This is a genomic window from Plantibacter sp. ME-Dv--P-095 (assembly GCF_030209365.1).
Taxonomy (GTDB): Bacteria; Actinomycetota; Actinomycetes; order Actinomycetales; family Microbacteriaceae; genus Plantibacter.
This window is the reverse complement of the sequence record NZ_JARVSB010000006.1, coordinates 295000-321221: the sequence shown is the minus strand read 5'-3', so window position 1 is coordinate 321221 and position 26222 is coordinate 295000. Positions and strand designations below refer to the sequence as shown.

The window sequence follows — 26222 nt, the reverse complement described above, 5'->3', positions numbered from 1 at the left end:
CATCGGATGGCGCGCGACGCCGCTCGATCAGGCGAGGAGGGCCGCCACGACGACGAGGACCGGGACCGAGAGGATGGTCGTCAACAGCACCGTGTCGCGGGCGAGCGCGACCCCCTGCTCGTACCGACTGGCGAAGTTGTAGACGTTCTGAGCGGCCGGCAACGCGGCGAGCACGACCGAGGCGAACAGCGGCGTGCCGCTCAGCCCGAAGCCGAAGTGGGCGATGAGGTACGCGAACCCGGGCATCACGACGGCCTTGATCGCCGTCGCCACGAAGATCTCCCGGCGCCCACTGCCCGCCTGGAGCGGACGCATGCCGTGCAAGGACATGCCGAAGGCCATGAGGATGAGCGGGACGGCGGCACCACCGACGAGCTCGAACGGCGCCAGGACCGGCTCGGGGAGCCGCACCCCGAACAGGTTGAGCACCACCCCGATGATCGACGCGATGATCATCGGATTGCGGAAGGGTTGCGTGACGATGCCGCGGAAGGACACCGAACCGCGCTGTCTGACATCGAGGATCGTGAGGGCGATCGGCGCGAAGACGAGGAGTTGCAGCAGGATGACCGGCGCGACGTACCCTGCCTCGCCGAGGACGTAGACCGCGACCGGGATGCCGATGTTGTTGGCGTTCACGTAGCCCGAACCGAGCGCGCCGATGGTCGCGACCGAGAGGTCCTTCCGGAGCCACACCGCGTTGAGCAGGAGGAAGAGGCCGGCGGCCGCGAGCGCACTGGCGAGCGCGACCCAGATGAAGCTGCTGAACACCTCGCGCAGATCGGCCGAGACGAGGACGGTGAACAGCAGCGCGGGGTTGGTGACGAAGAACGCGACCCGGTTGAGGACGTGCCCGGTGGTCGGGCCTCCGACGCCGAAACGTCCCGCGAGGTAGCCGACGAGGATGACGGTGCCGATGATCGCGAACCCCGTCAACACTCCACCCATGCCTCCCAGCCTAGGCGCAGGCTGACATCCCGCCCGGTGAGGCGACGGTTGTGGGCGGGCCTCCGGCCGTGGAGAATCTGGACAGGAGCCGCGACACCACCACGGCCCCACCGAACGCTCCCACCAGGAGCCCGCACCAATCACCCACGAGGAGATCCGACGATGACGTCATTCGACCCTGCCGCGTCCGGCGACGCGATGCACAGCACCACCCTCCCCCATGAACGGCTGTCGATCACGCACGGTCCGCGTTCCGGCCTCACGATCAGCGTCGCCCTCCACTCCACCGCGCTCGGTCCGGCACTCGGCGGCGCGCGGCTCTGGCGGTATCCGAGCTGGGTCGACGCCGTGGACGACTCGCTCCGACTCGCGGCCGGGATGACGATGAAGAACGCGGCAGCCGGTCTCGCCCACGGCGGCGGCAAGTCGGTGATCCACCTCCCACCGGGCCGCACCCTGGACGCCGAGGAACGACGCGACGCGATGCTCGACCTCGGCGACGCGGTCGAAGCCCTCGACGGGCGGTACCGGACCGCGGAGGACGTCGGCACGACGGCGGAGGACATGGCGGTCGTCTCGGAGCGGACCGCCCACGTGAGCGGCCTGCCGGCGGACCGGGGCGGCGTCGGAGAACCGAGCGAGGCGACCGCGGCCGGGGTGCACGCGGCCATCACCGCGACGCTCGAGACGGTCTTCGGCACGCCGCTCGTGGCCGGGCACCGGGCGACGATCTCCGGCCTCGGCCAGGTCGGCGGTCGACTGGCACGTCGGCTCGCGGCGGAGGGTGCGCGGCTCATCGTCACCGACGTCGACCCGCGCAAACGCGCGCTCGCGGAGGAGATCGGCGCCAGCTGGATCGAACCGGGTGACGAGCACCTCGTCGAGACCGATCTGTTCGTCCCCTGCGGCGTGGGCGGCGCCCTCAGTGCGCGGGTCATCGGTCAGCTGCGCTGCCGCGCCGTCGTCGGGGCGGCCAACAACCAGCTCGCCACGAGGGCCGACGCGCTCGCCCTGGAGGAGCGCGGGATCCTCTGGGCTCCGGACTTCGTCGCCAACGCCGGCGGGGTGATATACCTCGCGATGGCGTCGGAGCCGGGTGCCGACGCGGCGGCGATCGAGCAGCGGGTGTCGGCGATCGGCCGGACGGTGCAGGCGGTCTACCGCGATGCCGCCGCCACGGGCGTCACCACGCTCGTCGCCGCCGAACGGCTGGCGATGTCGCGGATCGACGCGGCCACCGGGGCTCTCGCGGCGGTGTGACCACGGACCGCGGCCCGCTCACCCGATGAGGGGTGAGCGGGCCGCGGGTGGCCCTGCGACGGGCGGTGGGACCGGGGTGCGTCAGAGCTTGACGACCATCTTCCCCGTGTTCGCGCCGCGCATGAGCGCCAGGAACGCGTCGAGCGTGTGGTCGAGGCCCTCGTAGACGGTCTCGTCGAAGACGACCTCGCCGCGCTGCAGCCACCCGGCCATCTCGGCGGAGAACGCCGGGAAGTGCTGCGTGTAGTTGCCGACCGTGAAGCCGGTGAGGGTGAGGCCGCGGGTGACGATGTTCGCCAGGTTGCGGGGGCCCTCGGGACGGTCGGTCTCGTTGATCTGCGAGATGACCCCGCAGAGCGCGGCGCGTCCACCGTCGCTGAAGGCGTCGATCGCCGCTTCGAGGTGCTCGCCACCCACGTTGTCGAAGTAGACGTCGATGCCCTCGGGTGCGGCGGCGGCCAGCTGCTCCGTGACCGGACCGTCCTTGTAGTTGAAGGCCGCGTCGTAGCCGTACTTCTCGGTGAGCAGGGCGACCTTCTCGGCCGTGCCTGCGGAACCGATCACGCGCTTCGCGCCCTTCAGGCGGGCGATCTGACCGACCATGGTGCCGACGGCGCCGGCCGCACCGGAGACGAACACGGTGTCACCCTCGCGGAACTTCGCCACCTCGAGGAGGCCGACGTAGGCGGTGAGGGCGGTCATCCCGAGGACACCGAGGTAGGCGGACAGCGGGACGCCCGGCAGCTCGGGGACGACGCGGAAGCCGCTCGCGTCCTCCTGGACGAGGTCGCGCCACCCGAACTGGTGCAGGACGACGTCACCCGCGGAGAACCCCTCGGCGGCGGACTCGACGACGCGGCCGATGGCTCCGCCCGTCATGGTCTCGCCGAGCTGGTACGGCGCGACGTAGGAGCGGGCGTCGTTCATGCGGCCGCGCATGTAGGGGTCGACCGACAGGAACAGGTTCTGGACCCGCAGCTGGCCCGGCGCGAGCTCGGGGAACTCGACGGAGACGGTGCGGAAGTCGGACTCGGTCGGCCAGCCCTGCGGTCGTGAGACGAGCTGGATCTGGGTGCTGAGCGCGGAGGTGTTCACGTGGTGCCTTTCCTTGGTGCGGTGATTCGGTTGGAGCTCGCAGCACGACGTCGGGTTGCGGACGGGGTGTCGCCGGTGGGCGACGCGGTCGGTCGGACCGGGGTCAGAGGGCGAGGGCGATGCCGAGCGCGATGAGCCCGAGCAGCGGGGGCAGGCCCTGGACGACGGCCGGACGGGCCTTCGTGCGGTCGGAGGTGATGAGGACGAGCGAGGCCAGCAGCATCGAACCGGCGGATGCGAAGACGAGGGCGGCGCCGATCCCGGTCGAGCCGGTGATGAGGAACACGATGCCGACGATCGTGCCGATGGCGAGGAAGAGGTTGTAGAAGCCCTGGTTGTAGGCCATCCCCCGCGTCGTCTCGGCCTCCAGCTCGGAGGTGCCGAAGGTCTTGCGGGTGGAGGGCTCGGTCCAGCGCAGGGACTCGAGGACGAAGATGTAGACGTGCACGAGCGCGGCGATGCCGACGAGGACGAGACTGACGACGAGCATGGACGGGCCTTCCGAGAGATCGGGATCGAGTCACTCGGAGTGAGGGACTATCTGTACCGATAGGTCTACTATAATAGTAGAATGCTCGGTCCACAACCCCGTCCGCATCGTGGACGGCCGAGCCATGAGGAGGCCGTCCATGGGACGCACGCAGGAGTTCGACACCGTCGCCGTCGTGCAGGCGGCGCGTGACGTGTTCTGGGATCACGGCTTCGAGGCGACCTCCCTCGCCGATCTCGAGGCCGCCACCGGACTGCGTCGATCGAGCCTGTACCACGCCTTCGAGAGCAAGCGCGGACTCTTCGACGCCGCCGTCCAGGACTACCTCGACACGGTCATCCGACCTCGGCTCGCCGTCCTCGCCCGGGCGGACGACGGGCGCGCCGGACTGGCCGCCTACTTCTCCGGGGTGCAGCACGTGATCGCGACCCTGCCGGACGACTCCCCCCGCCGCGGCTGCCTCCTCCTCAACAGCGCGGCGGGCCTCGCCGCCCACGACGACGCCCTGCGCGAAGTCGTCGACGGCTACCGGGCCGAGCTCACCGCGGCGGTCTCGGACGCGCTCGCCCTCGCCCGGCCCGACGCGGATGCGGCCGAACTCGCCGCCGAGGCACGCCAGCTCACCTCGCTCTCGGTCAGCGCCCTCCTGCTCGCGAGGGTCAACCGCGACGAGGCCGTCGCGATCCTCGACGTCGCGGTCTCGCAGGTCGCGCGCTGGTAGCGGGCGCCGACACCGGGCGGTCCAGGGTGACACGCGCGCGTGCGAATGTGACGCCCTGTTGCGGCGGCCGAGAGGGGCTGGCCGGGCTCCCGTAGCATGGCGGGCACCCCACCCCTGGAGCCATCGACCCATGACGAACGCCGCCCGCAGCCCGCTCGCCGGGAGCAGCTCCACCGCCGCCCGCGCGGCGGGATCCGGAGCCGCAGCCGTGGAGACCCGCGCCTCCGCGGTCGCCTTCGAGGCCGTGGGACGAGCCTTCGCGAACGGCCCCGGCACCTCCTCCGCCGACCCGCGTCCGGTGCTCCGCGACGTCACCATCACGGCCGAAGCCGGCGAGGTCGTCGCCATCCTCGGGACGAGCGGCTGCGGCAAGTCGACCCTGCTGCGCATCGCCGCCGGTCTCGACCACCCCACCTCCGGCTCCGTGCTCATCGACGGCACCCCCGTCGCCGGCATCGACCCCCGCATGGCGTTCGGCTTCCAGGAGCCGCGACTCCTCCCCTGGCGCACCATCGCGGCCAACGTTGCCCTCGGACTCCCGAAGCGGACACCCACGGCGGAGGGGCGCGAGCGCGTGGCCGGTCTCCTGGAGCTCGTCGGCCTCGCCGACTTCGCCGAGCACCGTCCCCGCGAGGTGTCCGGCGGCATGGCCCAACGCGCCTCCCTCGCCCGAGCGCTCGCCCGGCGACCCGGCGTCCTCCTCCTCGACGAGCCGTTCGGCGCCCTCGACGCCCTCACCCGGCTGAAGATGCAGGACCTGCTGCTCTCGATCCACCTCGCAGCACCCACCACGATCCTCCTCGTGACGCACGACGTCGACGAGGCCCTCCAGCTCGCCGACCGGGTCATCCTCCTCGGACGTGAGCCGGGGAAACCCGGTTCGACCATCGCGCAGACCGTGACCGTCCCCGGTGGCCGACCACGCGACCGCGGCTCGGCCGAACTCGCCGAACTGCGCGGACGCCTCCTCGACGGGCTCGGCATCGACCGCCACGGCCTGGCCCGCGGCGACCAACGACTGCCGTCCATCCCGCACTTCCCGTACTGACCCGGGCAGCACCCACCCGGCACCACCCATCGCGCACCGATCCACAGCAAGGACCAACGCATGCCCATTCGACGTCGCTTCACCACCTCCCGAGCCGGACGCATCGCGCTCGTCGCCGCCACCGCGACGGCCGCGCTCCTCCTGAGCGGCTGCGTCGCCGGCGAGAACGCCCCGGCAGCCGGCGGCGACAGCACCGCCGGCACCACCGAGGGCGGCACCCTGAACATCGACTTCGCGACCTACAACCCGCTCTCGCTCATCATCAAGGACCAGGGCTGGCTCGAGGATGCGCTCGACGACCAGGACATCACCGTCAACTGGGTGCAGTCGGCCGGTTCGAACAAGGCCAACGAGGCTCTCAGAGCGGACGCGATCGACGTCGGCTCCACGGCTGGTTCGGCGGCGCTCCTGAACCGCGCGAACGGCTCCGCCATCCGGGCGATCGACGTGTTCTCCCAGCCCGAGTGGTCCGCGATCGTCGTCGGCGCCGGCTCCCCCATCACCGACGTCTCCGAGCTCAAGGGCAAGAAGGTCGCCGCCACGAAGGGCACCGACCCGTACTTCTTCCTCCTCCAGGCCCTCGAGGAGGCCGGACTCTCGGCCTCCGACGTCACGATCGAGAACCTCCAGCACGCCGACGGCTGGGCGGCCCTGCAGAACGGCTCCGTCGACGCGTGGGCGGGGCTCGACCCGATCATGGCCGGTGCCGAGGAGGCGGGTGCGAAGCTCATCTACCGCAACGTCGACTTCAACAGCTACGGCATCCTCGCCGCGACGGAGTCCTTCATCGACGAGCGACCCGACGTCGCCCAGACCGTCGTGAACGCCTACGAGCACGGCCGCGAGTGGGCCACGTCGAACCCCGACGAGACGGCGCAGATCCTCGCCGACGCCGCCGGCCTCGACCTCGCGGTCGCGACGAAGGTGATCACGGAGCGCTCCAACCTCGACGTCGACCCGACCCCGGGGAAGGCGCAGGAGCAGGTGCTGTCGATCATCGGGCCGATCTTCGTGGAATCCGGCGACGTCTCCTCGCAGGACAAGGTGGACGACGCCCTGGCGGACCTCTTCGACCCGAGCTTCGTCAAGGACGCCGACCCGTCCGCCATCGGCGCGAAGTAGCCCGTGAGCGACCGACCCGGCCTCGGCACCCCGACCGCAGCGCTCGCGGGCGCCCAGGCCACCCGGTCCGGCCGCGAGGCGCGCGCCGTCCTCGGGTCCCGCAGGATCGTCGTCGTCCTCGGCGGCCTCCTGGTCCCGGTCCTCATCCTCGTGGCCTGGCAGCTCGTCACGGCCTTCGGTCTCGTGCCCGCCTCGCAGCTGCCGGCGCCCGCCGAGGTGTGGGCCGCGGGTGTCGACCTCGCGCAACGCGGTTGGCTGCAACAGGACGTCGCCATCTCGGTGCAGCGGGTCCTCATCGGCTTCCTCATCGGCGCCGTGCTCGGCCTCGTCCTCGGCGCGGTCGTCGGGCTCTCCCGCCTGGGTGACATCCTGCTGTCGACGACGTTCGCCGCGATCCGTGCCGTCCCGTCGCTCGCCTGGGTGCCGCTGCTCATCCTGTGGCTGAAGATCGGCGAGGAGTCGAAGATCACCCTCATCGCGATCGGCGCCTTCTTCCCGGTCTACACGACCGTGTCGGCCGCCCTCCGGCACGTCGACCGGCAGCTGGTCGAAGCGGGCCGCGCGTTCGGGCTGAACGGGGTCGCACTCTTCCGGACGGTCCAGCTGCCGGCGGTGACCCCCTCCGTGGTCTCCGGGCTGCGTCTCGCGCTCGCGCAGTCGTGGCTGTTCCTCGTGGCCGCGGAGCTCATCGCCTCGTCGATGGGCCTCGGCTTCCGGCTGGTCGACTCGCAGAACAACGGCCGCGTCGACCGGATCTTCTTCGTCATCATCGTGCTCGCCCTGCTCGGTGCCCTCACCGACGCCCTGGTGGGTGTGTTCGACCGCTGGATCAAGCGCCGCTGGGGATAACCGACGCCTGCCGCACGTCCGCGGCGCGAATGCCTGAATGTTGCAGCGAAGTCGCTCTCGACGCAAGAAACCACCGCCTGCTCCGCCCGTACGCTCGAAGAGATCGCCTCCCATCCCGTGAGGCGGCATCTTGCACAGCGGTCAGGAGGTTCACCATGTCGAACGTCGCCACCACCAACACGAAGAGCATCGTCGGAGAGCCGGAGGTCGTCGAAGACGGCGCAGCACTCGCCGCAGACCCGGCCTGGGTGGAGCTCAAGACCGCCGCGACCGCCGTGCAGACCGTCCAGGTGAAGGACGGATCCATCCCCGAGGTGGGCGACCACGCCGCGGCCGCAGCGCACGTCGCGACGATCGTCGCGAGCGTCACGACCCTGGCCCCGCGCTTCCCCCACGACGCCGAGTACCTCGAGGCCCTCGTCACCGACCTCGAACGCTGGGCACGAGACGGGTTCGGCGTCCCGGACTTCCTCGACTCCCTCGTCGCCTTCCACCCGGAGCAGCACCGGGTCGACGGCCTCCGTCACCTCGTCGTGTTCCCGATGGTCACGCAGAACGGCTCCCCCGACCGCCACCTCGAGGCGGTGCTCGTCGAGGTCATCTGGCCGGAGTTCATCGCCGCGCTCGAAGCGGGTGACTACACGAACGCCCTGTTCGTCCCCATCCGGTTCCTCGACTTCACCCCCGGCTACGACACGAACTCCGCGGTCCTGTTCCCCGAGACGGTCGCCATGCGCGCGATCCCCCCGTTCACCTGGGGCGCGATCTTCCAGGACCGCGAGGCGGCGCGCTACCGACGCGTCGTCCGTGCCGCAGCCGGGATCACCAAGCTCGATCTCCCGGCCGACGCCGCCTCCCTCCTCGACGACCAACAGCTGGCCGAGGAGACCTTCGTCATGTGGGACCTCATCCACGACCGCACGCACATGCGCGGCGACCTGCCCTTCGACCCGTTCATGATCAAGCAGCGGATGCCGTTCTTCCTCTACTCCCTCGAGGAACTGCGCTGCGACCTCACGGCCTTCCGCGAGTCCGTGCAGCTGGAACGGTCCCTGACGCTCCGCTCCGAGACGGAGACGCTCGACGCAGCCGACGCGGCCATCCTCGGGCACGCGAAGCTCGTCCAGTACGCGATCATCTTCGACCGCATCTTCCGGTTCGCGATCACCGGCTCCCGGGTCCGCAACTACGACGGGGTGGGCGGGCAGCTGCTCTTCGCCTGGATGCACCAGCACGGCGTGCTGCACTGGACCGACACCCGCCTGACCATCGACTGGGATGAGGTGCCCGACGTGGTCGTCCAGCTCGGGGAGAGCATCGACGAGCTGTACTGGCGCTCGATCGACCGCCCGAAGACGGCCCACTGGCTCGCGGCGTACGACCTCGTCCGGACCACACTGACCCCGCATCCCGCGTCGAACTGGGCGCGCGGATTGTCCGACGAGATCCTCAGTGGCCCGCCGCGTGGGCTGACCGACGCGGTCCTCGACGACGAGTTCCCGCTGTCGATGTTCTACGAGGCGCTCGGCAAGAAGATGACCGACGTCATCTCGTCGACCGCCGGGATCACGGGGCGTTCCGCGGCCTGACCCGACCATGCCGCGGAGGAGCCCGGAGCAGCCCGCACCCTGCGTGCCGCTCCGGGCTTCAGGCTGTGCCCAGGCCGGCGAGCGCCACCGCTCCGCCGACGAGCGCCCAGCTGGCGAGGCTGCCGACGATGAAGAACTCGGCCTTGGATCCTCCGGCGGAGTCCTTCGAGATCTCCGGGAAGCGGATGATGCCCTTCGCCGCGACGACCGCCCCGATCGCCGTGAACTGTCCGGCCAGGGCGAGCGCGAGGATGAGGATGCGCTCCAGCGGTCCGATGAGTCGCCCGCCGGGCAGGGGGAGTTCGAGGACGTCGTCGGGACTGCGGAACAGGACGGCGCCGTCGCCGGTGCGCCGTTCCTCCGCCGTCTCCTTCGCGGTGAGCGGCGCCAGCGCCAGTCGGACGACCACGTTCGCCGATTCGATGAGGAAGAGGGTCGAGGCGGCGACGATGGCCGCGACCTCCGGCGGCACGGCCGTGAGGCCCGCGTACGGCAGCGCCTCGTACCAGGTGACCACCAGCCCCTCCGGCGACGGCTGCGCCGAGCCGAGGGCCAGGACGGCGACGACGAGGAGACCGAGCAGACCGACGACGGCCGCCGCCGCGCGGTGGCGTCCTGGCCGGGTGGCGAGTTGCCAGACGGGCACGAACAGCAGCACGGCCGCCCAGGCGCCGATCCCGACGCCCAGGGCGACGATCGTCCCGAGCACGAGACCGACGGCGGTGCCGAGCAGTCGATCCCGGCGCCAGCCGAGCGCCGCGCCCAGCACGAGCCGCGCGACGTCCGAGACACCGACGGCGATCAACAGGGTGGCGACCACCATCATCCGAGTACCTCCGTCATCAACCGCTGTCCTTCGAAGACGGCCAGCACCCCCTGCGCCCGCACGGTCTGTGAGACCGCGGAGGCTGACACGCCTTCACGCTCGGCCAGCTCCCGTTGCGTCCGTCCCGACAGCTTGCCGAGCAGGAGCCTACGACCGCGGTCCGACATCGTCCCCACGAGGTGATCGCGTCCGAGGAGGTAGGCGTTGACCAGCGCCTCGTCCGGGGCGTCGTCGCGGGTGCCGCCGACGGCGAACCAGGTCCGGAGTTCGGGCAACCTGGCGTACTCGTGTGCGCGGGCCCGGTCGATCGCCGCTCGCGCCGCCCACCATCCGGGACCGTCCTGCAGCGGGACGTTCGGCCCGGCGCCGATCTCCCTGACCGCTCCGAATCCCAGGCCGAAGCGACAGTCCACGCCGGCGGGCAGTTCGAGGCGCACCAGCAACGACGCGAGGAGTGCGGCGGGGAGGTCGGAGAAGACCGCTTGGAACTCGTCGCCGACGGTCGGGACGAACGGTTGTCTGGCCGCGACCCGCTCACCCGCCTGCGCGAGCGCGTGTTCGACGGTCCGCTGCAGGGCGACGCGGTCCTCGTGCTCCTTCGACCTCGAGATGTCGACGATCACGGCGATGGAGGCGTTCATGAGTGAAGCCTATCCCTTCACTCAGCCAAAATGAAGCGTGAGACTTCAGTCTTGCGAAGTGAAGCCAGGAGCTTCAGGACGATCGCGGGAGTCCGGACCCGGTGCTGCGCGCTCCTCCGCACGACGGATGTCCGCGCGAGGGCTCCGCGCTAGCGTTGACGGCATGAGCGACTCCGCCGCCGAGCAGCACGAGGAACGCCCGGTCGACCCGTACGACGCCGGATGGCGACGACCACCGGCCACCGCCGCGGAGCTGCGATCCGACGTCGTCCTCGCCATCGCGCTCGGCGTCGGCACCCTCCTGAGTCTCACGCTCTACACGATCGCCGGCTTCTACGCCGAGCCCGCCCCGATGTGGGCCTCGGTGCTCTGGGCGATCGGTATCACCGCTCCCCTCGCGTTCCGTCGCCGCGCCCCCTGCACCGTGTCGGTCATCGTCGGGGTCATGTTCATCATCGGCGGCACGGTGCTCGTCCCCGAGGTGCTGTTCACCAACATCGCCCTGTTCATGGCCATCTACACGGTCGGCGCCTGGGTGTCGGACCGACGTCGTGCCGTGCTCGTCCGGGTGCTCATCATCTTCGCCATGTTCGCCTGGCTGCTCGTCTACATGTTCATCCAGGCCACCGACCCCGACGCCCTCCCGAACCTCTCCAGGGTCGGCCTCTTCTCGCCGCTCGTCGCGTTCATCCTCATCCAGATCCTCACGAACATCCTGTACTTCGGCGGCGCCTACTTCTTCGGCGAGCGCGCGTACCAGTCCGCGAGGGAGCGGGCGGTGCTCGAAGCGCGGACGATCGAGCTCGAGCAGGAGCGCGCGCGGTCTGCCCGGCAGGCGGTCGCACTCGAACGGGTGCGGATCGCCCGTGAACTGCACGACGTCGTCGCCCACCACGTCTCGGTGATGGGCGTGCAGGCGGGGGCGGCGCGCACCGTGCTCGATGCGAACCCCGCTGCCGCGCGCGACGCCCTCACGAACGTGGAACTCGGCGCCCGGAGCGCGATCGACGAACTGCGGAAGATGCTCGGCACCCTGCGGGCGGACGGCGACACGAACCCGGAGGACGGACCCTCGACGGTGGGCGTCGGCCGGCTCGGGCAGCTCGCCGACGAGTCGAGCGCGAACGGCCTGCCGACCCGGTTCGAGCGCATCGGTGCTCCGGTCCCCATCCCCGCGGTGGTCTCCTTCAACCTGTACCGGATCGCGCAGGAGGCGTTGACGAACGCCCGGAAGTACGGCGGCACCCACGCGACGGCGGAGCTCCGGCTCCGCTACCTGACCGACGCCGTGGAGCTCGAGGTGACCAACACGGGCACCGTCCCCGCGTCGGCCAGACCTGGCGGGCTCGGGCTCATCGGCATGCGCGAGCGGGTCGCATCCTCCGGCGGTGTCCTGGAGGTCGGTGCGCGCACCCGTGGTGGCTTCCTCGTCCGCGCGGCCATCCCGCTCGGGCGATCCGGCGACCAGGCGATGGAACCGGTCGGCCCCGCACGGGACGACACCAGGGCGCTGTCGTCCGCAGCAGCCCACCCCTCGACCCCGATGACGGAGGACCCCGCATGACCGAGCACCCCACCCGTATCCTCCTCGTCGACGACCAGGAACTCCTCCGCGCGGGGTTCCGCATCATCCTCGGCTCACAGCCGGGCGTCGAGATCGTCGGCGAGGCGTCGAACGGTTCCGAGGCGGTGGCACTCGCGACGACGCTCGCGCCCGACGTCATCTGCATGGACGTGCAGATGCCCGGCATGGACGGCCTCGAGGCCACCCGTCGGATCGTGGCCGACCCCGAGGTGCACGCCGCGGTCCTCATCCTCACCACCTTCGATCGCGACGACTACCTGGCCGAAGCGCTCCTGGCCGGCGCGAGCGGCTTCCTGCTGAAGAACTCGTCCCCGGAGGAGCTCGTGGCGGCGGTGCGGGTGATCGCCGACGGTGAGGCGCTGCTGTCCCCCGCGGTCACCCGTCGGGTCATCGAGGGCTTCACCCGGCAGAACGCGGCGGCCACCGATCCCGCTGCCGGCCAGACACCGACCCCGACCGTCCGCACGACCGGCTCCGACTACGAGCAGCTGACGGAGCGCGAGCGCGAGGTCCTGCACCTGGTGGCCCAGGGGCTGTCGAACCAGGAGATCGCGACGACCCTCTTCGTCGGCGAGGCGACCGTGAAGTCGCACGTCTCGAAGGTGTTGCAGAAACTCGCCCTCCGCGACCGCATCCAGGCGGTCATCTACACCTACGAGCACGGGCTCGCCGCACCGCGCAGCTGAGGGTTCGCTCCGCCTCGGCGCAACCCCGTCCCCCGAACCGGCGGGAGGAGTACCGTGACGACCATGGAATTTCGATACCTCGGCAACAGCGGACTCAAGATCTCAGAGATCATCTTCGGCAACTGGCTGACCCACGCCTCACAGGTGGAGAACGACGTCGCGACGGCGAGCGTCCGGGCCGCCCTCGACGCGGGCATCACCACCTTCGACACCGCGGACGCGTACGCGAACACGGCGGCGGAGCAGGTGCTCGGCGACGCTCTTAAGGACGAACGACGCGCGAGCCTGGAGATCTTCACGAAGGTCTACTGGCCCACCGGCCCCAAGGGACACAACGACGTGGGCCTCTCCCGCAAGCACATCATGGAGTCGATCGACGGGTCGCTCACGCGCCTCGGCACCGACTACGTCGACCTCTACCAGGCGCACCGCTACGACAGCGAGACGCCGCTCGAGGAGACGATGCAGGCCTTCGCCGACGTCGTGCGTGCCGGCAAGGCCCTCTACATCGGCGTCAGCGAGTGGAACGCGGAGCAGCTCCGCGCCGGCCACGCGCTCTCGAAGGAGCTCGGCTTCCAGCTCATCTCGAACCAGCCGCAGTACTCGATGCTGTGGCGCGTCATCGAGGAGGAGGTCGTCCCGACCTCCCGCGAGCTCGGCATCTCGCAGATCGTCTGGTCGCCGGTGGCGCAGGGCGTCCTCAGCGGCAAGTACCTCCCGGGTGCCGAGCTGCCGCAGGGCAGCCGCGCGACGGACGAGAAGGGTGGCGCCGACACGATCAAGCGCTTCCTCGACGACGAGGTGCTGACCGCCGTGCAGCAGCTCAAGCCGATCGCCGAGGAGCTCGACCTCACGATGGCGCAGCTGGCGCTCGCGTGGGTGCTCCACAACGACAACATCGCGGGTGCCATCGTCGGCGCCTCCCGCCCGGAGCAGGTCACGGCCAACGCGGCCGCGGCCGGCGTGAAGCTCGACGACTCGGTGATCGCCCGGATCGACGAGGCCGTCGCATCCGTCGCCGAGACCGACCCGGCGAAGACCGTCTCCCCGGAGTCGCGTCCCGCCTGATCAGGCCACACGAGACGCCCGGCCTCCCCCGTCAGACGGACGGGGGACGCCGGGCGTCGTCGCGTCAACCCGCCCCGCGGGGGATGCCGGTGCACGCGGCGCGGCCGTAGCGTGATGAGCAGACGGGGAGACCCCCGCCCCGGCCCCCGCCGGACACACGCTCACTGGAGGCGGCCGATGCTCGAACTCAGCCACATCGACAAGTCGTACGGCGAACGGAAGGTGCTCGACGACGTCAGCTTCCAGGTCGCTCCCGGACGCATGACGGGCTTCGTCGGCGGCAACGGGGCCGGCAAGACGACGACCATGCGCATCCTCCTCGGGGTCCTCACCGCCAACGCCGGAACCGTGACCCTCGACGGCACCGCCCTGACCCCCGAGGACCGCCGCCGGTTCGGGTACATGCCGGAGGAGCGCGGCCTGTACCCGAAGATGCGGGTCGAGGAGCAGCTCGTGTACCTCGCGCGGCTGCACGGCTTCACCGCGCACGCCGCGAAGCGGAACGCCGGCGAACTGCTCGAGCGTCTCGGCCTCGGCGAACGCCGGAACGACACCCTCGAGAGCCTGTCGCTCGGCAACCAGCAGCGCGCCCAGATCGCGGCGGCGCTCGTGCACGACCCCGAGGTCCTCGTCCTCGACGAACCGTTCTCGGGCCTCGACCCGATGGCGGTCGACGTGGTCGTCGGCGTGCTCAGCGAGGTCGCATCGGGTGGAGCGCCCGTGCTGTTCTCGAGCCACCAGCTCGACATCGTCGAGCGACTCTGCGACGACCTCGTGATCATCGCGTCCGGCACCATCCGGGCTTCCGGCTCGCGCGACACCCTCCGTGAGGCGCACGCCGGCAACCGCTACGAACTCCTCACCACGGCGGACACCGGCTGGCTCCGTGAACGGCCGGGCATCACGGTCGTCGACTTCGACGGCGGCTACGCGCTCTTCGACGCCGACGACGCCGCGGCCGCCCAGGTCGTCCTGCGCGAGGCGCTCGCCCACGGCGACGTCACGAGCTTCGCCCCCCTCCGTCCCACCCTCGCCCAGATCTTCAAGGAGGTCATCCAGTGAGCACCGCAACGCACACGCCGACCCAGTCGGGCGGACGCCGTCACTCCGGCCCCGCCACACCCAGCCTCGTCCAGAGCATCGGCCTCGTCGCCGAGCGCGAGGTCAAGATGCGCCTCCGGAGCAAGACCTTCCTCATCTCGACGGGCATCCTGCTGCTCGTGATCCTCGCCGGCATCGTCGTCGGCGGGTTCATGGCGAAGAACACGGCATCCGAGGCGACGAAGGTCGCGGTCGTGGGGAGCCCGGGCGGTGGACTCACCGAGGGCGCCGCCGGGAAGTTCGACATCACGGGCGCACCGGACGTCGCCACCGCCGAGCAGCTCGTGAAGGACGGTGACGTCGAAGCGGCGGTCGTCCCGAGCGACAGCAACGCGACCGGCTTCGAACTGATCTTCGCGACCGAGGCGGACCCGGCGCTCGTCTCCCAGATGAGCGTCCAACCCCAGGTCACGATCCTCGACCCCGACAGCGACGGGTCGGCGGGCTTCCTGCTCTACATCGTGTCGCTGGGCTTCGGGCTCGTGTTCTTCGTGTCGGCCACGACCTTCGGTGCGTCGATCGCGCAGAGCGTCGTGGAGGAGAAGCAGACGCGTGTCGTCGAGATCCTCATGTCCGCGATCCCGGTGAAGGCCCTCCTGGCCGGCAAGGTGCTCGGCAACAGCATCCTGGCGTTCGGTCAGATCCTCGCGATCGCGGCGTTGTCGGTCATCGGCCTGACGGTGACGGGTCAGAGCGAGCTGCTCGCCGGTCTCGGGACCCCGGTCGTCTGGTTCGTGGTGTTCTTCATCCTCGGCTTCATCCTGCTGGCGGCACTGTTCGCCGCCGCCGGATCGCTCGTCTCGCGCCAGGAGGACATCGGATCGACCACCACGCCGATTACGATGCTCATCATGATCCCGTACTTCGCCGTCATCCTCTTCAATGACAATCCGCTGATCATGACGATCATGTCCTACGTGCCGTTCTCGGCCGCCGTCGGCATGCCGGTCCGCCTGTTCGTGGGCTCGGCGCAGTGGTGGGAGCCGATCCTGTCGCTCCTGATCCTCGCGGTCTCCGCGGCGCTCGTCATCCTCGTCGGCTCGCGCATCTACGAGAACTCGCTCCTCAAAATGGGTGGGCGCGTCAAGATCTCGGAAGCGCTCAAGGCATGAGCGGGCTCGGCGGGATCGACGAGGTCTTCAACCCCGGCGCCTTCGAGGCGAAGCAGTTCCTCGATGCTGAGCAGCGCCTCCCCGCGCCGGCCCCGCTCGCCGGCGACCCGGTCGGCGACATCTACGGCGACGAGCCCATCGTGCTCGACCTCGTGGACGAGGACGAGGAGGACCAGGACGCACACCTGACGCCCGAGCAGGCCGCCGCGAACGCCGCCGCGAACGCGAACGCGACCCCGACCGTGGGTGACGACGACGAGCAGGTCGCGGTCGCGTCCTCGATCGCCGTGCACGCCCTCGCGTACGAGCACGCGCTCGCGCAGGAGACGCCGGACGCCGAACCCGAGCCGGGTGCGCACGCCGACGTCGACGCCGCGGTCGACGCGGTGTCGGAGGAGGTCGCGCCCTCCTCCGACGGCCCGCGTCACGCCGCCGACTGACCCTGCGTTCCCGTTCTCAGGACACCTCCGGCGCGTCGCCCACGCGTGACCCCGGCGCGCCGAAGGTCTCCTGAGAACGGTCATCGCTGCAAGAAGTCGGAGTCGGACGCAAGGAAGCTGCGGGGAGCATACGACAGGATGGTCTGGTGACCTCTCTGCATGACTCCTCCATCCGCGGCTTCGCCTCCGACAACTACTCCGGGGTCCACCCCGAGATCCTCGAAGCCCTCGCGGCGGCCAACGGCGGCCACCAGATCGCGTACGGCGAGGACGACTACACCCGCCGCCTCCACGAGGTGTTCGCCGAGCACTTCGGTCGCGACGTCGCCGTGTTCCCCGTCTTCAACGGCACGGGCGCGAACGTCGTCGGCCTGCAGTCCATGCTCCCGCGCTGGGGTGCCGTCATCTCGGCGACGACCGCGCACATCAACTCCGACGAGGGCGGCGCCCCCGAGCGGGTCGGTGGCATCAAGCTCCTGACGGTCGATGCACCGGACGGCAAGCTCACGCCGGAGCTCATCGACCGCGAGGCCTGGGGCTGGGGCGACGAGCACCGCGCCCAGCCCCTCGTGGTCTCGATCACCCAGACGAGCGAGCTCGGCACGCTGTACACGCCCGAGGAGATCCGCGCCATCGCCGACCACGCCCACGGGCACGGCATGAAGCTGCACCTCGACGGCGCCCGCATCGCCAACGCCGCGGCCGCCCTCGGGGTCCCGCTGCGCGCGTTCACCACCGACGCCGGCGTCGACGTCCTGTCGTTCGGCGGCACGAAGAACGGACTCATGTTCGGCGAGGCCATCGTCGTCCTCGAGCCCTCGGCGTCGGAGGGCCTGATCTACCTGCGCAAGCTCAACATGCAGTTGGCGTCGAAGATGCGGTTCGGGGCCGCGCAGCTCATCGCCCTGCTCGAACCCGCGGCCGACGGCGGCGACGGTCTGTGGCTGCGCTCCGCCTCCCACGCGAACGCGATGGCCGCTCGCCTCCGCTCCTCGCTCGAGGCCCTCATCGCAGCCGGCGAGGCGCCCGGTCTCGGGTTCAGCCAGCCGACGCAGGCGAACGCGGTCTTCGCGACCCTGCCTGCCGGGGTTCCGGACCGCCTGCGCGAGCGGTTCCGGTTCTACGACTGGGACGCCGCGAAGGGCGAAGTGCGGTGGATGTGCTCCTTCGACACCACCGAAGCGGACATCGACGCGTTCGTCGCCGCGATCCGCGAGGAACTCACGCGCGCCTAGCTCTCGCGACGACCCACCCACGCGAGCCCAACCACGATGTGGCAAGGTTGGTGGTCGGGCTTCCATCCGGATGAGAGAGACGGTCATGCACTATCAGTCGACGCGGGGACACGACCTGCCCCAGCACTTCTCGGACATCCTCCTCGGCGGGCTCGCCCCCGACGGCGGGCTCTACCTGCCGGCGGAGTACCCGCAGCTGACGGCCGAGGAGCTCGAGTCGTGGCGTGCACTCTCCTACGCCGACCTCGCCTTCGCCGTGCTGTCGAAGTTCGCGGACGACATCCCGGCCGCCGACCTCCAGGACATCACCCGACGCACCTACACCGCCGAGGTCTACTCGAACGGTCGCCAGGGCGACGACGCGTCGCTCATCACCCCACTGCGCACCCTCGGTGAGGAGGGCGGCACCGAACTCCGGCTCCTCGGCCTGTCGAACGGCCCGACGCTCGCCTTCAAGGACATGGCGATGCAGCTCCTCGGCAACCTCTTCGAGTACACGCTCGCGAAGAGCGGCGACGAGCTGAACATCCTCGGCGCGACCTCGGGCGACACGGGCAGCGCGGCCGAGCACGCCATGCGCGGCAAGACGGGCATCCGGGTCATCATGCTGAGCCCGCACGGCCGCATGAGCAGCTTCCAGCGCGCGCAGATGTTCAGCCTCCAGGACGACAACATCGTGAACCTCGCCGTCGAGGGCAACTTCGACGACTGCCAGGACATCGTGAAGGCCGTCTCGAAGGACGCACCGTTCAAGGCGCTCCACGCCGTCGGCACCGTCAACTCGATCAACTGGGCCCGCGTGGTCGCCCAGGTCGTCTACTACGTGCACGGCTGGCTGCTCGCCACCGACGGTCCTGGCCAGAAGGTGTCGTTCTCGGTGCCGTCCGGCAACTTCGGGAACGTCTGCGCCGGCCACATCGCGCGCTCGATGGGGCTGCCGATCGACCAGCTCGTCGTCGCCACCAACGAGAACGACGTGCTCGACGAGTTCTTCCGGACCGGCGTGTACCGCCCGCGGTCAGCGGCCGAGACGCACCACACCTCGAGCCCGAGCATGGACATCTCGAAGGCGTCGAACTTCGAGCGCTTCCTCTACGACCTCGTCGGCCAGGACGCCTCGCGACTCGGCGAGCTGTTCCGTGCGCTCGACGAGGAGGGCGGGTTCGACCTCTCCGGCACACCCGAGTTCGAGCGCATCAGCGAGTTCGGGTTCGTCTCCGGCCGCAGCACGCACGCCGACCGGGTCGCGACGATCCGCGACGTGCACGAGCGCTACGGGGTCACGATCGACCCGCACACCGCCGACGGCGTCACCGTCGCGCGGCGCCACCTGCGGGAGGGCATCCCGATGCTCGTCCTGGAGACCGCGTTGCCCGCGAAGTTCGCCGAGATCGTCCGCGAAGCGCTCGGCGAGGAGCCGGAGCGCCCGGTGGCGTTCGAGGGCATCGAGGGCCTGGAGCAGCGGTTCGAGATCGTGCCGGCCGACGTCGACCGCATCAAGGCGATCATCGCGGAGCACAGCGGCCGCTGAGCCCTGGGCGTCGAGCCGTTGGCGTTCCGCGGGCCGCTCGGCGAGCAGCGCGGAGGATAGGCGTCCGAACGCCGTCGGCCAAGCCCGAGCGGCACGGGTCGAGGGTGCCTACGCTGCTCACATGACCGATCCCATGGATGCAGCAGCAGCAGATGCGCAGCGCGACGCCCTCGCGCACGGTGGCCCCGGTGCTCAGGCACACGTTCCGGGTGAGGACGCGACCGACAGTTCCGTCGGCGGTGTCGTCCCCGACGGCGACACGTTCGACCGCTCGGCCGACGACGCGGCACCCGGTGACGGCGGCCTGAGCAACGCCGGCGACGGCGTCGGCGGGGACGACGTGGTCGGCGACGCCGGACTCGACGGGGCCGACGACACCGAGGACTCGCTCGAGGACCTCGACGACGCCGACGACCTCGCCGACCACGCGCCGGTGGGCGACGACAACGGCGAGGGCCCCGAGTAGGAGGTCGCCGACCTCGGCTCCCCGACGGCGCTCACCGAGCCCGTCGGGGAGTCGCGGTCCCATCATCGACCCGGTCCCCGAGCCTGTCGAGGGGCAGCCGTCAGCTCGTCGTCAGGGGACGAGGATCAGCTTCCCGCTGGGGTGCCCCGACTCGCTCTCGCGGTGCGCCTCGGCGGCCTCGGCCAGCGGCCGGATCGTGCCGAGCTCGAAACTGAACCCGGGACGCCCCTCGGGCCCGGCGGTCGCAAGCGCGGCGACGGCGGGGATCGCCTCGGCACGCCACGCCTGCTCCTGGTCGGTGAGCGGGAGCGGGTTGCCGCCGGACCACGCCTGGATCCCGAGCTCGGCCGCCCTCCCGCCGACCACGATCGTCCCGATGTTCCGGCGGTCGTCGACGAGCTCGAAGGAGGCGTCGAGCGCCTCGTCGGTCCCGACGGCGTCCAGCACGCGGTCGACGCCCTGCGGTGCGACCTCGCGGACGCGCTCCACCAGGCCCGGTCCGTACACGACCGGAACGGCTCCGAGCTCGCGCAGCCGCTCATGGTTCCGCTCGCTGGCCGTCGCGACGACCGTCGCGCCCCACGCCACGGCGAACTGCACGGCCGCGTGCCCGACCGCGCCCGAGCCGCCGTGGATGAGCAGGGTCGTCCCCTCGGTCACCCCGAGCGAGCGCAGGGCCTGATACGCCGTGCTCACCGGGATGCCGATCGCCGCCGCCTCCTCGAACGAGACGTTCGACGGCTTGGCGATGATCTGCTGCGGCGTCACGACGACGTGCGTCGCGTACGTCCCTGCGGCGTTCGTGATGACGACCTCGTCGCCCACCGACCAGCCCTCGACCCCTTCGCCGACCTCGGCGACCACGCCGGAACCGTCGCTCCCGACCCGGCGCGTCCCGGTCAGTTCACCGCCTCGGATGCCGCTCCGGAGCTTCCAGTCGATGGGGTTCACCCCGGCGGCGCGGACCTCCACGACGAGCTCGCCCGGACCGGCGTGCGGGGTCGGGACCTCGACGGTCTCGAGGACGTCTGCGGACCCGAGTTCCCGGTACTGGATGACGGTGGCCATGTCGTTCCCTTCTCGTGACGCGGCGGTGCGCCGCTCGTCGACGGTCGCCGCGCAGGGAGGCGGCGTTCCGAGGCTACTCCCGACCCTCCTCCACAGCGCCCGGGGGTGGGCGAGCATGACGCCCGATGACCGCGGGATGGCACGGGCCGGCACCGCCCCCGTAGCGTTGGAGCATGCCTCCCACTGATGGATCGACGTCCGCCGCGGCCTCCGCGACCATCGCGAACCTGCTCGCCGAGACCCGCAGCTACGCGCCGCCCGCCGACATCGCGCGCAAGGCGAACGTCGGGCCGGGCGAGTGGGCGCGCGCCGCTGCCGACCCCGTCGCGTTCTGGGAGGAACAGGCGCGCCGACTCGACTGGGTCACCCCCTGGGAGACGGCGCACACCTGGGAGCCTGCGCGGCCGGTCGATGGTTCCGATCCCGACGACCCCTCGCCGGAGCTCACCGTCCCCGCCGCGACCTGGTTCGCCGGGGGCACGCTCAACGTCGCGGTCAACTGCGTCGACCGGCACGTCGACGCCGGGCGAGGCGACAAGGTCGCCCTGCACTTCGAGGGCGAGCCCGGCGACCGCCGCTCGATCACCTACGCCGAGTTGCAGCGCGAGGTCTCGAAGGCGGCGAACGCGCTGACCGCACTCGGCATCGGGCAGGGCGACCGCGTCGTCATCTACCTCCCCGTCATCCCGGAGACGGTCATCGCGACGCTCGCGGTCGCCCGCATCGGCGCCATCCACTCGCTCGTCTTCGGCGGCTTCTCGGCGGAGGCACTGCGGTTCCGCGTCGAGGACACGGAGGCGAAGCTCCTCATCACCACCGACGGCCAGTACCGCCGCGGCTCCGCGGTGCCGGTCAAGCAGAACGCCGACGCCGCCGTCGACGGCGTCCCCTCCGTGGAGCACGTCCTCGTGGTGGCGCGGACGGGCGAGGAGACCCCGAACGTGCCGTGGACGCCCGGGCGCGACGTCTGGTGGCACGACACGGTCGGCGTCGCCCCCGACACCCATGAGGCCCAGGCCTTCGACGCCGAGACCCCGCTGTTCATCATCTACACGAGCGGCACGACGGGGAAGCCGAAGGGCCTCGTCCACACCTCCGGCGGCTATCTCACGCAGGCGTCCTGGACCCACTGGGCGGTCTTCGACGCCAAGGACGACGACGTCCACTGGTGCACGGCCGACCTCGCCTGGGTCACGGCCCACACCTACGAGATCTACGGGCCGCTCTCCAACGGCCTCACCCAGGTCATCTACGAGGGCACGCCGAACACCCCGCACCAGGCGAGGCACTTCGAGATCATCGAACGCTACGGGGTGACGACGTACTACACGGCGCCCACGCTCATCCGGACACTCATGACCTGGTTCCCGGAGGGCCCGCCTCCCGAGCACGACCTCTCGAGCATCCGGCTGCTCGGTACCGTCGGCGAGGCGATCAACCCCGAGGCCTGGATGTGGTTCCGCGAGCGCATCGGGCGCGGTGAGGCCCCCATCATCGACACCTGGTGGCAGTCGGAGACGGGGTCGGCCGTCATCGCGCCGCTGCCCGGCGCGACCACGATCAAGCCGGGCTCCGGGAGCCGGGCCCTGCCCGGCCTCGAAGCGCTCGTCGTCGACGAAGCGGGCGAGACGGTGCCCTACGGTTCCGGCGGGTACCTCGTCGTCAGCCGGTTCGGGCCCTCGATCGCGCGCACCGTCTGGGGCAACCCGGAGCGATACCGCGACTCCTACTGGGCGACGTACTGGAAACAGGGCTACTTCTTCTCCGGCGACGGCGCCAAGTGGGACGCCGACGGCGACATCTGGGTGCTCGGCCGCGTCGACGACGTCATCAACGTGTCGGGCCACCGCCTGTCGACCATCGAGATCGAGTCGGCCCTCGTCTCGCACCCGCACGTCGGGGAGGCCGGCGTGGTCGGGGTGCACGACCCGATCACCGGGAGCGCGATCGCGGCCTTCGTCATCCCGTCCTCGCGCTCGCACGGGCCCGAGGCCGACGATGAGGCCTACTGGCTGGAGCGGTCCGCGAGCCTGGAGGCGGCGCTCCGCGCGCATGTGGCGAACGAGATCGGGCCGATCGCCAAGCCCCGCGACGTCTTCGTCGTCCCCGACCTCCCGAAGACGAGGTCGGGCAAGATCATGCGGCGCCTCCTCGGCGACATCGTCGACCGCCGTCCGCTCGGCGACACCACGTCACTGCAGGACGAGTCCGCGCCCCACCGGATCGCCGAGATCGTGGCCGCCGCCCGAATCGCGCAGGCCGGGGAATAGCCCGCAGATGCATGCAGTTGCATCCATCGTCAATGGAGACGCCGACCCTGTCCCGTTCCCCGTCCCCCTTTGGAGATCCATGTCCATCGTGACCCGCACCGCTCAGACCGATGCCCCCATCCTCGACGTCCTCGCCGACCGCTGGAGCCCCCGCGCCTTCGCGAGCGAGCCCGTCGACGCGGCGAAGATGACGTCCGCACTCGAAGCCGCACGGTGGTCGCCGAGCGCCAACAACAGCCAGCCCTGGCGCTTCATCGTCGGCACGAAGGGCACGGCGACGTTCGACACCATCGCCGAGCAGCTGGTGCCGTTCAACCGCGGCTGGGCCGCTCAGGCCGGTGCGCTCATCGTCGCCGTCGCCGAGACGATCGACGACGAGGGCAAGGAGCGCCCGTGGGCGATCTACGACCTCGGCCAGGCCATGGCGCACCTCAGCGTCCAGGCCCACAGCGACGGACTCTTCGCGCACCAGATGGCCGGATTCTCCGCCGACGGCATCCGCGAGGCCTTCTCGCTGCCGGACGGTCTGCTGCCCTTCACCGTCACAGCCCTCGGCGAACTCGGCGAGCCCGAGCTGCTTCCGGAAGGCATGCTCCGCGACCGCGAGAGCGCTCCGCGCGAGCGTCGCCCCATCGCCGACCTCGTGATCGTCCAGGAGTAGTCCGCTCGCTCCACCCTGCTTCGCTGCTGCGCAGTCCGGTCCGCCGGGCTGCGCAGTCGTCGTTCGTCGGACCCTGTCCCGGCCTTTCGACCGGCTCGGGGACCACCTGTCGACGGGCGAGGCGCTAGAGCCCGGCGACGAGGTTGATCACGGTCGCGAGGATCACGGAACCGAAGAGGTACGACAGGAGCGTGTGCTTCAGCACCGTGCGCCGCAGCTCGCTCGTGCGGAGCGTCGTGTCGGAGACCTGGTACGTCATCCCGAGGTCGAAGGCGAGGTAGGCGAAGTCGCTGTACTGCGGGGCCTCCTCCTGGTTGAAGTCGATCCCGCCCTCCGGTGCCGCGAAGTACATGCGCGCGTACCGGAGCGTGTAGATCGTGTGGATGAGCGCCCAGGAGAGCGCCACGCTCAGCACGGCGAAGCCCGCGAGCACGCCCTGCTCGACGCCGGTCGACGCGCGCGCCTGGAGGATGACGACGCTCAGCGCGACGAGGCTCCCGACGCTCGCGAGGACGATCAGCACCTCGCTCGTCGTCCGCCCCGGTTCCTCGGACGTCGCGTGCTCGCGCGTCCGTTCGGGACCCATCCGCCAGATCCGCACCCAGAGCGATCCGACGAAGACGACGCAGGTGGCGCCCCAACCGGCGAGGATCGCGCCCGCCCAGAACCACTGCAGCCCGGCGACCACGCCGACGACGAGGCCGATGCAGGCGGAGACGGACAGCCGGAGTTTCGCGCCGTGCCGCACCATGATCGGTCCTGGGGTCGATGAGCTCACGAGCTGATCGTGGCACCGTCCGCCTGGCTCACGGTGCAGGCTCGCGGCCCACGACGCAGCTCACGCCGGTACGACGAACAGCTCCTCCAGCTCGGCGAAGACGCCGACGGCGAGGCGTTCGAACGGTTCGGCACCCAGCCGGATCGTCTCGCCGGGGACGAGACCGGTGAACGAGCCCTCCACCGCGTACGCCAGGACGGTTCCCACCGTGAACACCCGCTCGTGTCCGATGATCGACTCGACGATGAGTTCCAGCTCGTTGAGGGCGCTCGGCCCGCGCCCGATCACCGACCGCACCCGGTGGACGAAGGGACGGTCGAGCACGAGGGTCAGGCCGGTGAAGAACTCCGGGTCGACCACGGCCACCGCGGCGGGGTCGGCTCCCGCCTCGGCGAGGGTCACCCGTCCGGCGACGAGCGCGGCGATCATCGCCTTCGCCTGGTCGACCTCGCGCTGTTCGAAGGTCTTGCGTCCCAGCATGGGCGTCTCCTCGGGTGACTCGGATCGGGTGCGCCTCACGCTACTCCCCCGCGCGCCCGACGCCCAGTGGGCGCGGTGCAGGAGGCGTGGCGGTCAGACCTTCGTCCGCCGGCGACGCGGAACGTGGAGCGACTCGACCCCGGCCTCGCGGTTGATCCGACGAGCCCAGGCCCGCCACACCAGGGCGAAGACGACGACGAGGACCACGAGGGTGGGCAGGCTGAGGACACCGAGTGCCGGCATGTCGGGGAAGAGCAGTCCCCAGACCACGGCGTTCCCGTCCCACAGCCCGTGCATGAGCGCCACGCCCAGGTAGGCGAGCACGACGCCGACGGTGAGGCGGAAGCGCCCGTTGCGGGCGGCGGCGAACACCGCGGCGGCCAGGAGCGCCGTCCACAGCGGGTGACCGACGGGATCGAAGATCGTCCTCCCGACGGCCGCTCGAGCCGCCTCGAACGACGGGTGGGCGATGATCGTCTCGATCGGAGTCGCGCCGGCGGCCAGCTTCTGCGTGTCCTCGACGCCCTGCGCCCAGCCCTGCCCGATGTACCAGAGGTTCTCGAGGACCGCGAAGCCGATGCCGACGGCCCCGCCGACGAAGAGGCCGCCGCGAGCGGTCTTGCGCGGCAGGCGCCAGGCGAGGATGACGACCGCGATGATCTTCGCGAGTTCCTCAGCGACCCCGGCGAAGAACAGACCGACGTCGCGCGGGTTGTCGTGCAGATCGGTCGCGGCCACGCCGATGAGGGAGTCGAAGGTGCTGCCGAGCGAGATCGCGACGAATCCGCCGACGAGCACCGCCCACAGCAGGACGGGGATGGTGACTCCGTCGCCCGGCTGGAGGCGCCGCACCATCACGAGGAGCAGCGTCGCCGCGGCCAGGCCGGAGCCGAGGAGGATCCAGGCGGGGATGACCGCCGGGTTCCCGAGGAGCACGTGCGGCACGAGGAGGAGGAACGCCCAGAGGCCCAGCCCGCCGAAGAAGAACCAGGTGGTCGCGTGGCGGCGTCGCCAGATCGGGGCTGGCGGTTCGATCGCCTCAGGGGTCGTGCTCGGGGCTGCGTGTGACATCGGGTCCTCTCAGGGCGCGCCGATCGGGCCCATCGCGAGGATCACGCTAGTGCGCGTCGCCCGCTGCACGACAGGGGGTTC

General features: G+C 70.7%; 26 protein-coding genes. 17 read left to right on the top strand and 9 right to left on the bottom strand.

From position 1 onward, the window contains the following. Positions 1 to 27: 27 nt before the first annotated feature. Positions 28 to 948 (bottom strand): AEC family transporter, encoded by a 921-nt coding sequence (locus QRN26_RS09895; protein WP_056779259.1) that lies wholly within the window; start codon positions 946 to 948, stop codon positions 28 to 30. 162 nt (positions 949 to 1110) lie between these two features. Here QRN26_RS09895 and QRN26_RS09890 point away from each other — a divergent pair, with 162 nt between their 5' ends. After that, on the top strand, positions 1111 to 2208 hold the full coding sequence (locus QRN26_RS09890) for a Glu/Leu/Phe/Val dehydrogenase family protein (RefSeq protein WP_235522582.1): 1098 nt from the start codon (positions 1111 to 1113) through the stop codon (positions 2206 to 2208). Between the two features lie 81 nt (positions 2209 to 2289). On the opposite strand, the gene QRN26_RS09885 is transcribed toward QRN26_RS09890, so the two are convergent. Together QRN26_RS09885 and QRN26_RS09880 are read right to left on the bottom strand one after the other, a co-directional pair. Next, on the bottom strand, positions 2290 to 3303 hold the full coding sequence (locus QRN26_RS09885) for an NADP-dependent oxidoreductase (protein WP_285036397.1): 1014 nt from the start codon (positions 3301 to 3303) through the stop codon (positions 2290 to 2292). A 103-nt stretch (positions 3304 to 3406) separates the two neighbouring features. Beyond that, positions 3407 to 3793 carry a DUF1304 domain-containing protein gene (locus tag QRN26_RS09880; RefSeq protein WP_285036396.1) on the bottom strand — a complete coding sequence of 129 codons (387 nt, stop codon included), beginning with the start codon at positions 3791 to 3793 and terminating at the stop codon, positions 3407 to 3409. A 139-nt stretch (positions 3794 to 3932) separates the two neighbouring features. On the opposite strand from QRN26_RS09880, the gene QRN26_RS09875 reads away from it, so the two are divergent. From QRN26_RS09875 to QRN26_RS09855, 5 genes are all read left to right on the top strand, one after another. Continuing rightward, complete coding sequence (locus QRN26_RS09875) at positions 3933 to 4514, top strand: TetR/AcrR family transcriptional regulator (RefSeq protein ID WP_056008947.1); 582 nt, start codon at positions 3933 to 3935, stop codon at positions 4512 to 4514. Positions 4515 to 4644: 130 nt separating this feature from the next. Further along, positions 4645 to 5562, top strand: coding sequence for an ABC transporter ATP-binding protein (locus QRN26_RS09870; RefSeq protein WP_082455931.1), 918 nt, complete (start codon positions 4645 to 4647; stop codon positions 5560 to 5562). Positions 5563 to 5622: 60 nt separating this feature from the next. Continuing rightward, positions 5623 to 6684: an aliphatic sulfonate ABC transporter substrate-binding protein gene (locus QRN26_RS09865; RefSeq protein WP_285036395.1), complete on the top strand. Its 1062-nt coding sequence runs from the start codon at positions 5623 to 5625 to the stop codon at positions 6682 to 6684. A 3-nt stretch (positions 6685 to 6687) separates the two neighbouring features. Beyond that, on the top strand, positions 6688 to 7533 hold the full coding sequence (locus QRN26_RS09860; protein WP_056008951.1) for an ABC transporter permease: 846 nt from the start codon (positions 6688 to 6690) through the stop codon (positions 7531 to 7533). Between the two features lie 155 nt (positions 7534 to 7688). Continuing rightward, entirely contained in the window at positions 7689 to 9122 is a 1434-nt protein-coding gene (locus tag QRN26_RS09855; protein WP_285036394.1) for a DUF6421 family protein, read from the top strand. 58 nt (positions 9123 to 9180) lie between these two features. On the opposite strand, the gene QRN26_RS09850 is transcribed toward QRN26_RS09855, so the two are convergent. After that, on the bottom strand, positions 9181 to 9948 hold the full coding sequence (locus tag QRN26_RS09850; RefSeq protein ID WP_285036393.1) for a hypothetical protein: 768 nt from the start codon (positions 9946 to 9948) through the stop codon (positions 9181 to 9183). Further along, positions 9945 to 10589 carry a SatD family protein gene (locus QRN26_RS09845; protein WP_056779266.1) on the bottom strand — a complete coding sequence of 215 codons (645 nt, stop codon included), beginning with the start codon at positions 10587 to 10589 and terminating at the stop codon, positions 9945 to 9947. The genes QRN26_RS09850 and QRN26_RS09845 overlap by 4 nt, the downstream gene beginning before the upstream one ends. A gap of 163 nt (positions 10590 to 10752) precedes the next feature. Between QRN26_RS09845 and QRN26_RS09840 the strand changes: the two genes are divergently transcribed. The 9 genes from QRN26_RS09840 (at position 10753) to QRN26_RS09800 (ending at position 19813) form a co-directional block, all read left to right on the top strand. Further along, positions 10753 to 12153 (top strand): sensor histidine kinase, encoded by a 1401-nt coding sequence (locus QRN26_RS09840; RefSeq protein ID WP_285036392.1) that lies wholly within the window; start codon positions 10753 to 10755, stop codon positions 12151 to 12153. Further along, positions 12150 to 12860 (top strand): response regulator, encoded by a 711-nt coding sequence (locus QRN26_RS09835; RefSeq protein ID WP_056008962.1) that lies wholly within the window; start codon positions 12150 to 12152, stop codon positions 12858 to 12860. Before QRN26_RS09840 ends, QRN26_RS09835 begins: the two co-directional genes overlap by 4 nt. 63 nt (positions 12861 to 12923) lie before the next feature. Continuing rightward, entirely contained in the window at positions 12924 to 13928 is a 1005-nt protein-coding gene (locus QRN26_RS09830; protein WP_056008965.1) for an aldo/keto reductase family protein, read from the top strand. Between the two features lie 177 nt (positions 13929 to 14105). Next, positions 14106 to 14990, top strand: coding sequence for an ABC transporter ATP-binding protein (locus tag QRN26_RS09825; protein WP_285036391.1), 885 nt, complete (start codon positions 14106 to 14108; stop codon positions 14988 to 14990). A gap of 107 nt (positions 14991 to 15097) precedes the next feature. After that, a complete protein-coding gene (locus QRN26_RS09820; protein WP_082456069.1) occupies positions 15098 to 16141 on the top strand; it encodes an ABC transporter permease in 1044 nt (347 codons plus the stop codon). After that, positions 16138 to 16581 (top strand): hypothetical protein, encoded by a 444-nt coding sequence (locus tag QRN26_RS09815; protein WP_056779269.1) that lies wholly within the window; start codon positions 16138 to 16140, stop codon positions 16579 to 16581. The genes QRN26_RS09820 and QRN26_RS09815 overlap by 4 nt, the downstream gene beginning before the upstream one ends. A 143-nt stretch (positions 16582 to 16724) precedes the next feature. After that, positions 16725 to 17816, top strand: a complete 1092-nt coding sequence (locus QRN26_RS09810) for a threonine aldolase family protein (RefSeq protein WP_502927386.1) — start codon at positions 16725 to 16727, stop codon at positions 17814 to 17816. Positions 17817 to 17901: 85 nt separating this feature from the next. Then, positions 17902 to 19347 (top strand): threonine synthase, encoded by a 1446-nt coding sequence (gene thrC / locus QRN26_RS09805; RefSeq protein WP_285036389.1) that lies wholly within the window; start codon positions 17902 to 17904, stop codon positions 19345 to 19347. Positions 19348 to 19468: 121 nt separating this feature from the next. After that, on the top strand, positions 19469 to 19813 hold the full coding sequence (locus QRN26_RS09800; protein WP_056779278.1) for a hypothetical protein: 345 nt from the start codon (positions 19469 to 19471) through the stop codon (positions 19811 to 19813). Positions 19814 to 19924: 111 nt separating this feature from the next. Here QRN26_RS09800 and QRN26_RS09795 read toward each other — a convergent pair whose 3' ends face one another. Further along, positions 19925 to 20881, bottom strand: coding sequence for a quinone oxidoreductase family protein (locus tag QRN26_RS09795; protein WP_056779280.1), 957 nt, complete (start codon positions 20879 to 20881; stop codon positions 19925 to 19927). 173 nt (positions 20882 to 21054) lie between these two features. On the opposite strand from QRN26_RS09795, the gene acs reads away from it, so the two are divergent. Continuing rightward, complete coding sequence (gene acs, locus QRN26_RS09790) at positions 21055 to 23151, top strand: acetate--CoA ligase (protein ID WP_056008981.1); 2097 nt, start codon at positions 21055 to 21057, stop codon at positions 23149 to 23151. A 79-nt stretch (positions 23152 to 23230) separates the two neighbouring features. Continuing rightward, entirely contained in the window at positions 23231 to 23812 is a 582-nt protein-coding gene (locus QRN26_RS09785) for a nitroreductase family protein (RefSeq protein WP_056779287.1), read from the top strand. Positions 23813 to 23936: 124 nt separating this feature from the next. Here the strand turns inward: QRN26_RS09785 and QRN26_RS09780 are convergent, their stop codons facing one another. The 3 genes from QRN26_RS09780 to QRN26_RS09770 all read right to left on the bottom strand — a co-directional run bounded on the left by QRN26_RS09780 (position 23937) and on the right by QRN26_RS09770 (position 26141). Continuing rightward, positions 23937 to 24590, bottom strand: coding sequence for a DUF1345 domain-containing protein (locus QRN26_RS09780; protein ID WP_235522583.1), 654 nt, complete (start codon positions 24588 to 24590; stop codon positions 23937 to 23939). A 60-nt stretch (positions 24591 to 24650) separates the two neighbouring features. After that, positions 24651 to 25070, bottom strand: coding sequence for a hypothetical protein (locus QRN26_RS09775; RefSeq protein WP_285036388.1), 420 nt, complete (start codon positions 25068 to 25070; stop codon positions 24651 to 24653). A 93-nt stretch (positions 25071 to 25163) separates the two neighbouring features. After that, entirely contained in the window at positions 25164 to 26141 is a 978-nt protein-coding gene (locus QRN26_RS09770; RefSeq protein ID WP_285036387.1) for a PrsW family intramembrane metalloprotease, read from the bottom strand. Positions 26142 to 26222: the final 81 nt, after the last annotated feature.

Bases quoted from the DNA above. Each gene is read 5' to 3' on its own strand.
- QRN26_RS09795 (WP_056779280.1), bottom strand. From the start codon at position 20,881: ATGGCCACCGTCATCCAGTACCGGGAACTCGGGTCCGCAGACGTCCTC.
- QRN26_RS09840 (WP_285036392.1), top strand. From the start codon at position 10,753: ATGAGCGACTCCGCCGCCGAGCAGCACGAGGAACGCCCGGTCGACCCG.
- QRN26_RS09815 (WP_056779269.1), top strand. From the start codon at position 16,138: ATGAGCGGGCTCGGCGGGATCGACGAGGTCTTCAACCCCGGCGCCTTC.
- QRN26_RS09850 (WP_285036393.1), bottom strand. From the start codon at position 9,948: ATGATGGTGGTCGCCACCCTGTTGATCGCCGTCGGTGTCTCGGACGTC.
- QRN26_RS09865 (WP_285036395.1), top strand. From the start codon at position 5,623: ATGCCCATTCGACGTCGCTTCACCACCTCCCGAGCCGGACGCATCGCG.
- acs (WP_056008981.1), top strand. From the start codon at position 21,055: ATGCCTCCCACTGATGGATCGACGTCCGCCGCGGCCTCCGCGACCATC.
- QRN26_RS09775 (WP_285036388.1), bottom strand. From the start codon at position 25,070: ATGCTGGGACGCAAGACCTTCGAACAGCGCGAGGTCGACCAGGCGAAG.
- QRN26_RS09835 (WP_056008962.1), top strand. From the start codon at position 12,150: ATGACCGAGCACCCCACCCGTATCCTCCTCGTCGACGACCAGGAACTC.
- QRN26_RS09800 (WP_056779278.1), top strand. From the start codon at position 19,469: ATGACCGATCCCATGGATGCAGCAGCAGCAGATGCGCAGCGCGACGCC.
- QRN26_RS09820 (WP_082456069.1), top strand. From the start codon at position 15,098: ATGCGCCTCCGGAGCAAGACCTTCCTCATCTCGACGGGCATCCTGCTG.
- QRN26_RS09870 (WP_082455931.1), top strand. From the start codon at position 4,645: ATGACGAACGCCGCCCGCAGCCCGCTCGCCGGGAGCAGCTCCACCGCC.
- QRN26_RS09845 (WP_056779266.1), bottom strand. From the start codon at position 10,589: ATGAACGCCTCCATCGCCGTGATCGTCGACATCTCGAGGTCGAAGGAG.
- QRN26_RS09890 (WP_235522582.1), top strand. From the start codon at position 1,111: ATGACGTCATTCGACCCTGCCGCGTCCGGCGACGCGATGCACAGCACC.
- QRN26_RS09830 (WP_056008965.1), top strand. From the start codon at position 12,924: ATGGAATTTCGATACCTCGGCAACAGCGGACTCAAGATCTCAGAGATC.
- QRN26_RS09785 (WP_056779287.1), top strand. From the start codon at position 23,231: ATGTCCATCGTGACCCGCACCGCTCAGACCGATGCCCCCATCCTCGAC.
- QRN26_RS09855 (WP_285036394.1), top strand. From the start codon at position 7,689: ATGTCGAACGTCGCCACCACCAACACGAAGAGCATCGTCGGAGAGCCG.
- QRN26_RS09875 (WP_056008947.1), top strand. From the start codon at position 3,933: ATGGGACGCACGCAGGAGTTCGACACCGTCGCCGTCGTGCAGGCGGCG.
- QRN26_RS09880 (WP_285036396.1), bottom strand. From the start codon at position 3,793: ATGCTCGTCGTCAGTCTCGTCCTCGTCGGCATCGCCGCGCTCGTGCAC.
- thrC (WP_285036389.1), top strand. From the start codon at position 17,902: ATGCACTATCAGTCGACGCGGGGACACGACCTGCCCCAGCACTTCTCG.
- QRN26_RS09895 (WP_056779259.1), bottom strand. From the start codon at position 948: ATGGGTGGAGTGTTGACGGGGTTCGCGATCATCGGCACCGTCATCCTC.
- QRN26_RS09770 (WP_285036387.1), bottom strand. From the start codon at position 26,141: ATGTCACACGCAGCCCCGAGCACGACCCCTGAGGCGATCGAACCGCCA.
- QRN26_RS09825 (WP_285036391.1), top strand. From the start codon at position 14,106: ATGCTCGAACTCAGCCACATCGACAAGTCGTACGGCGAACGGAAGGTG.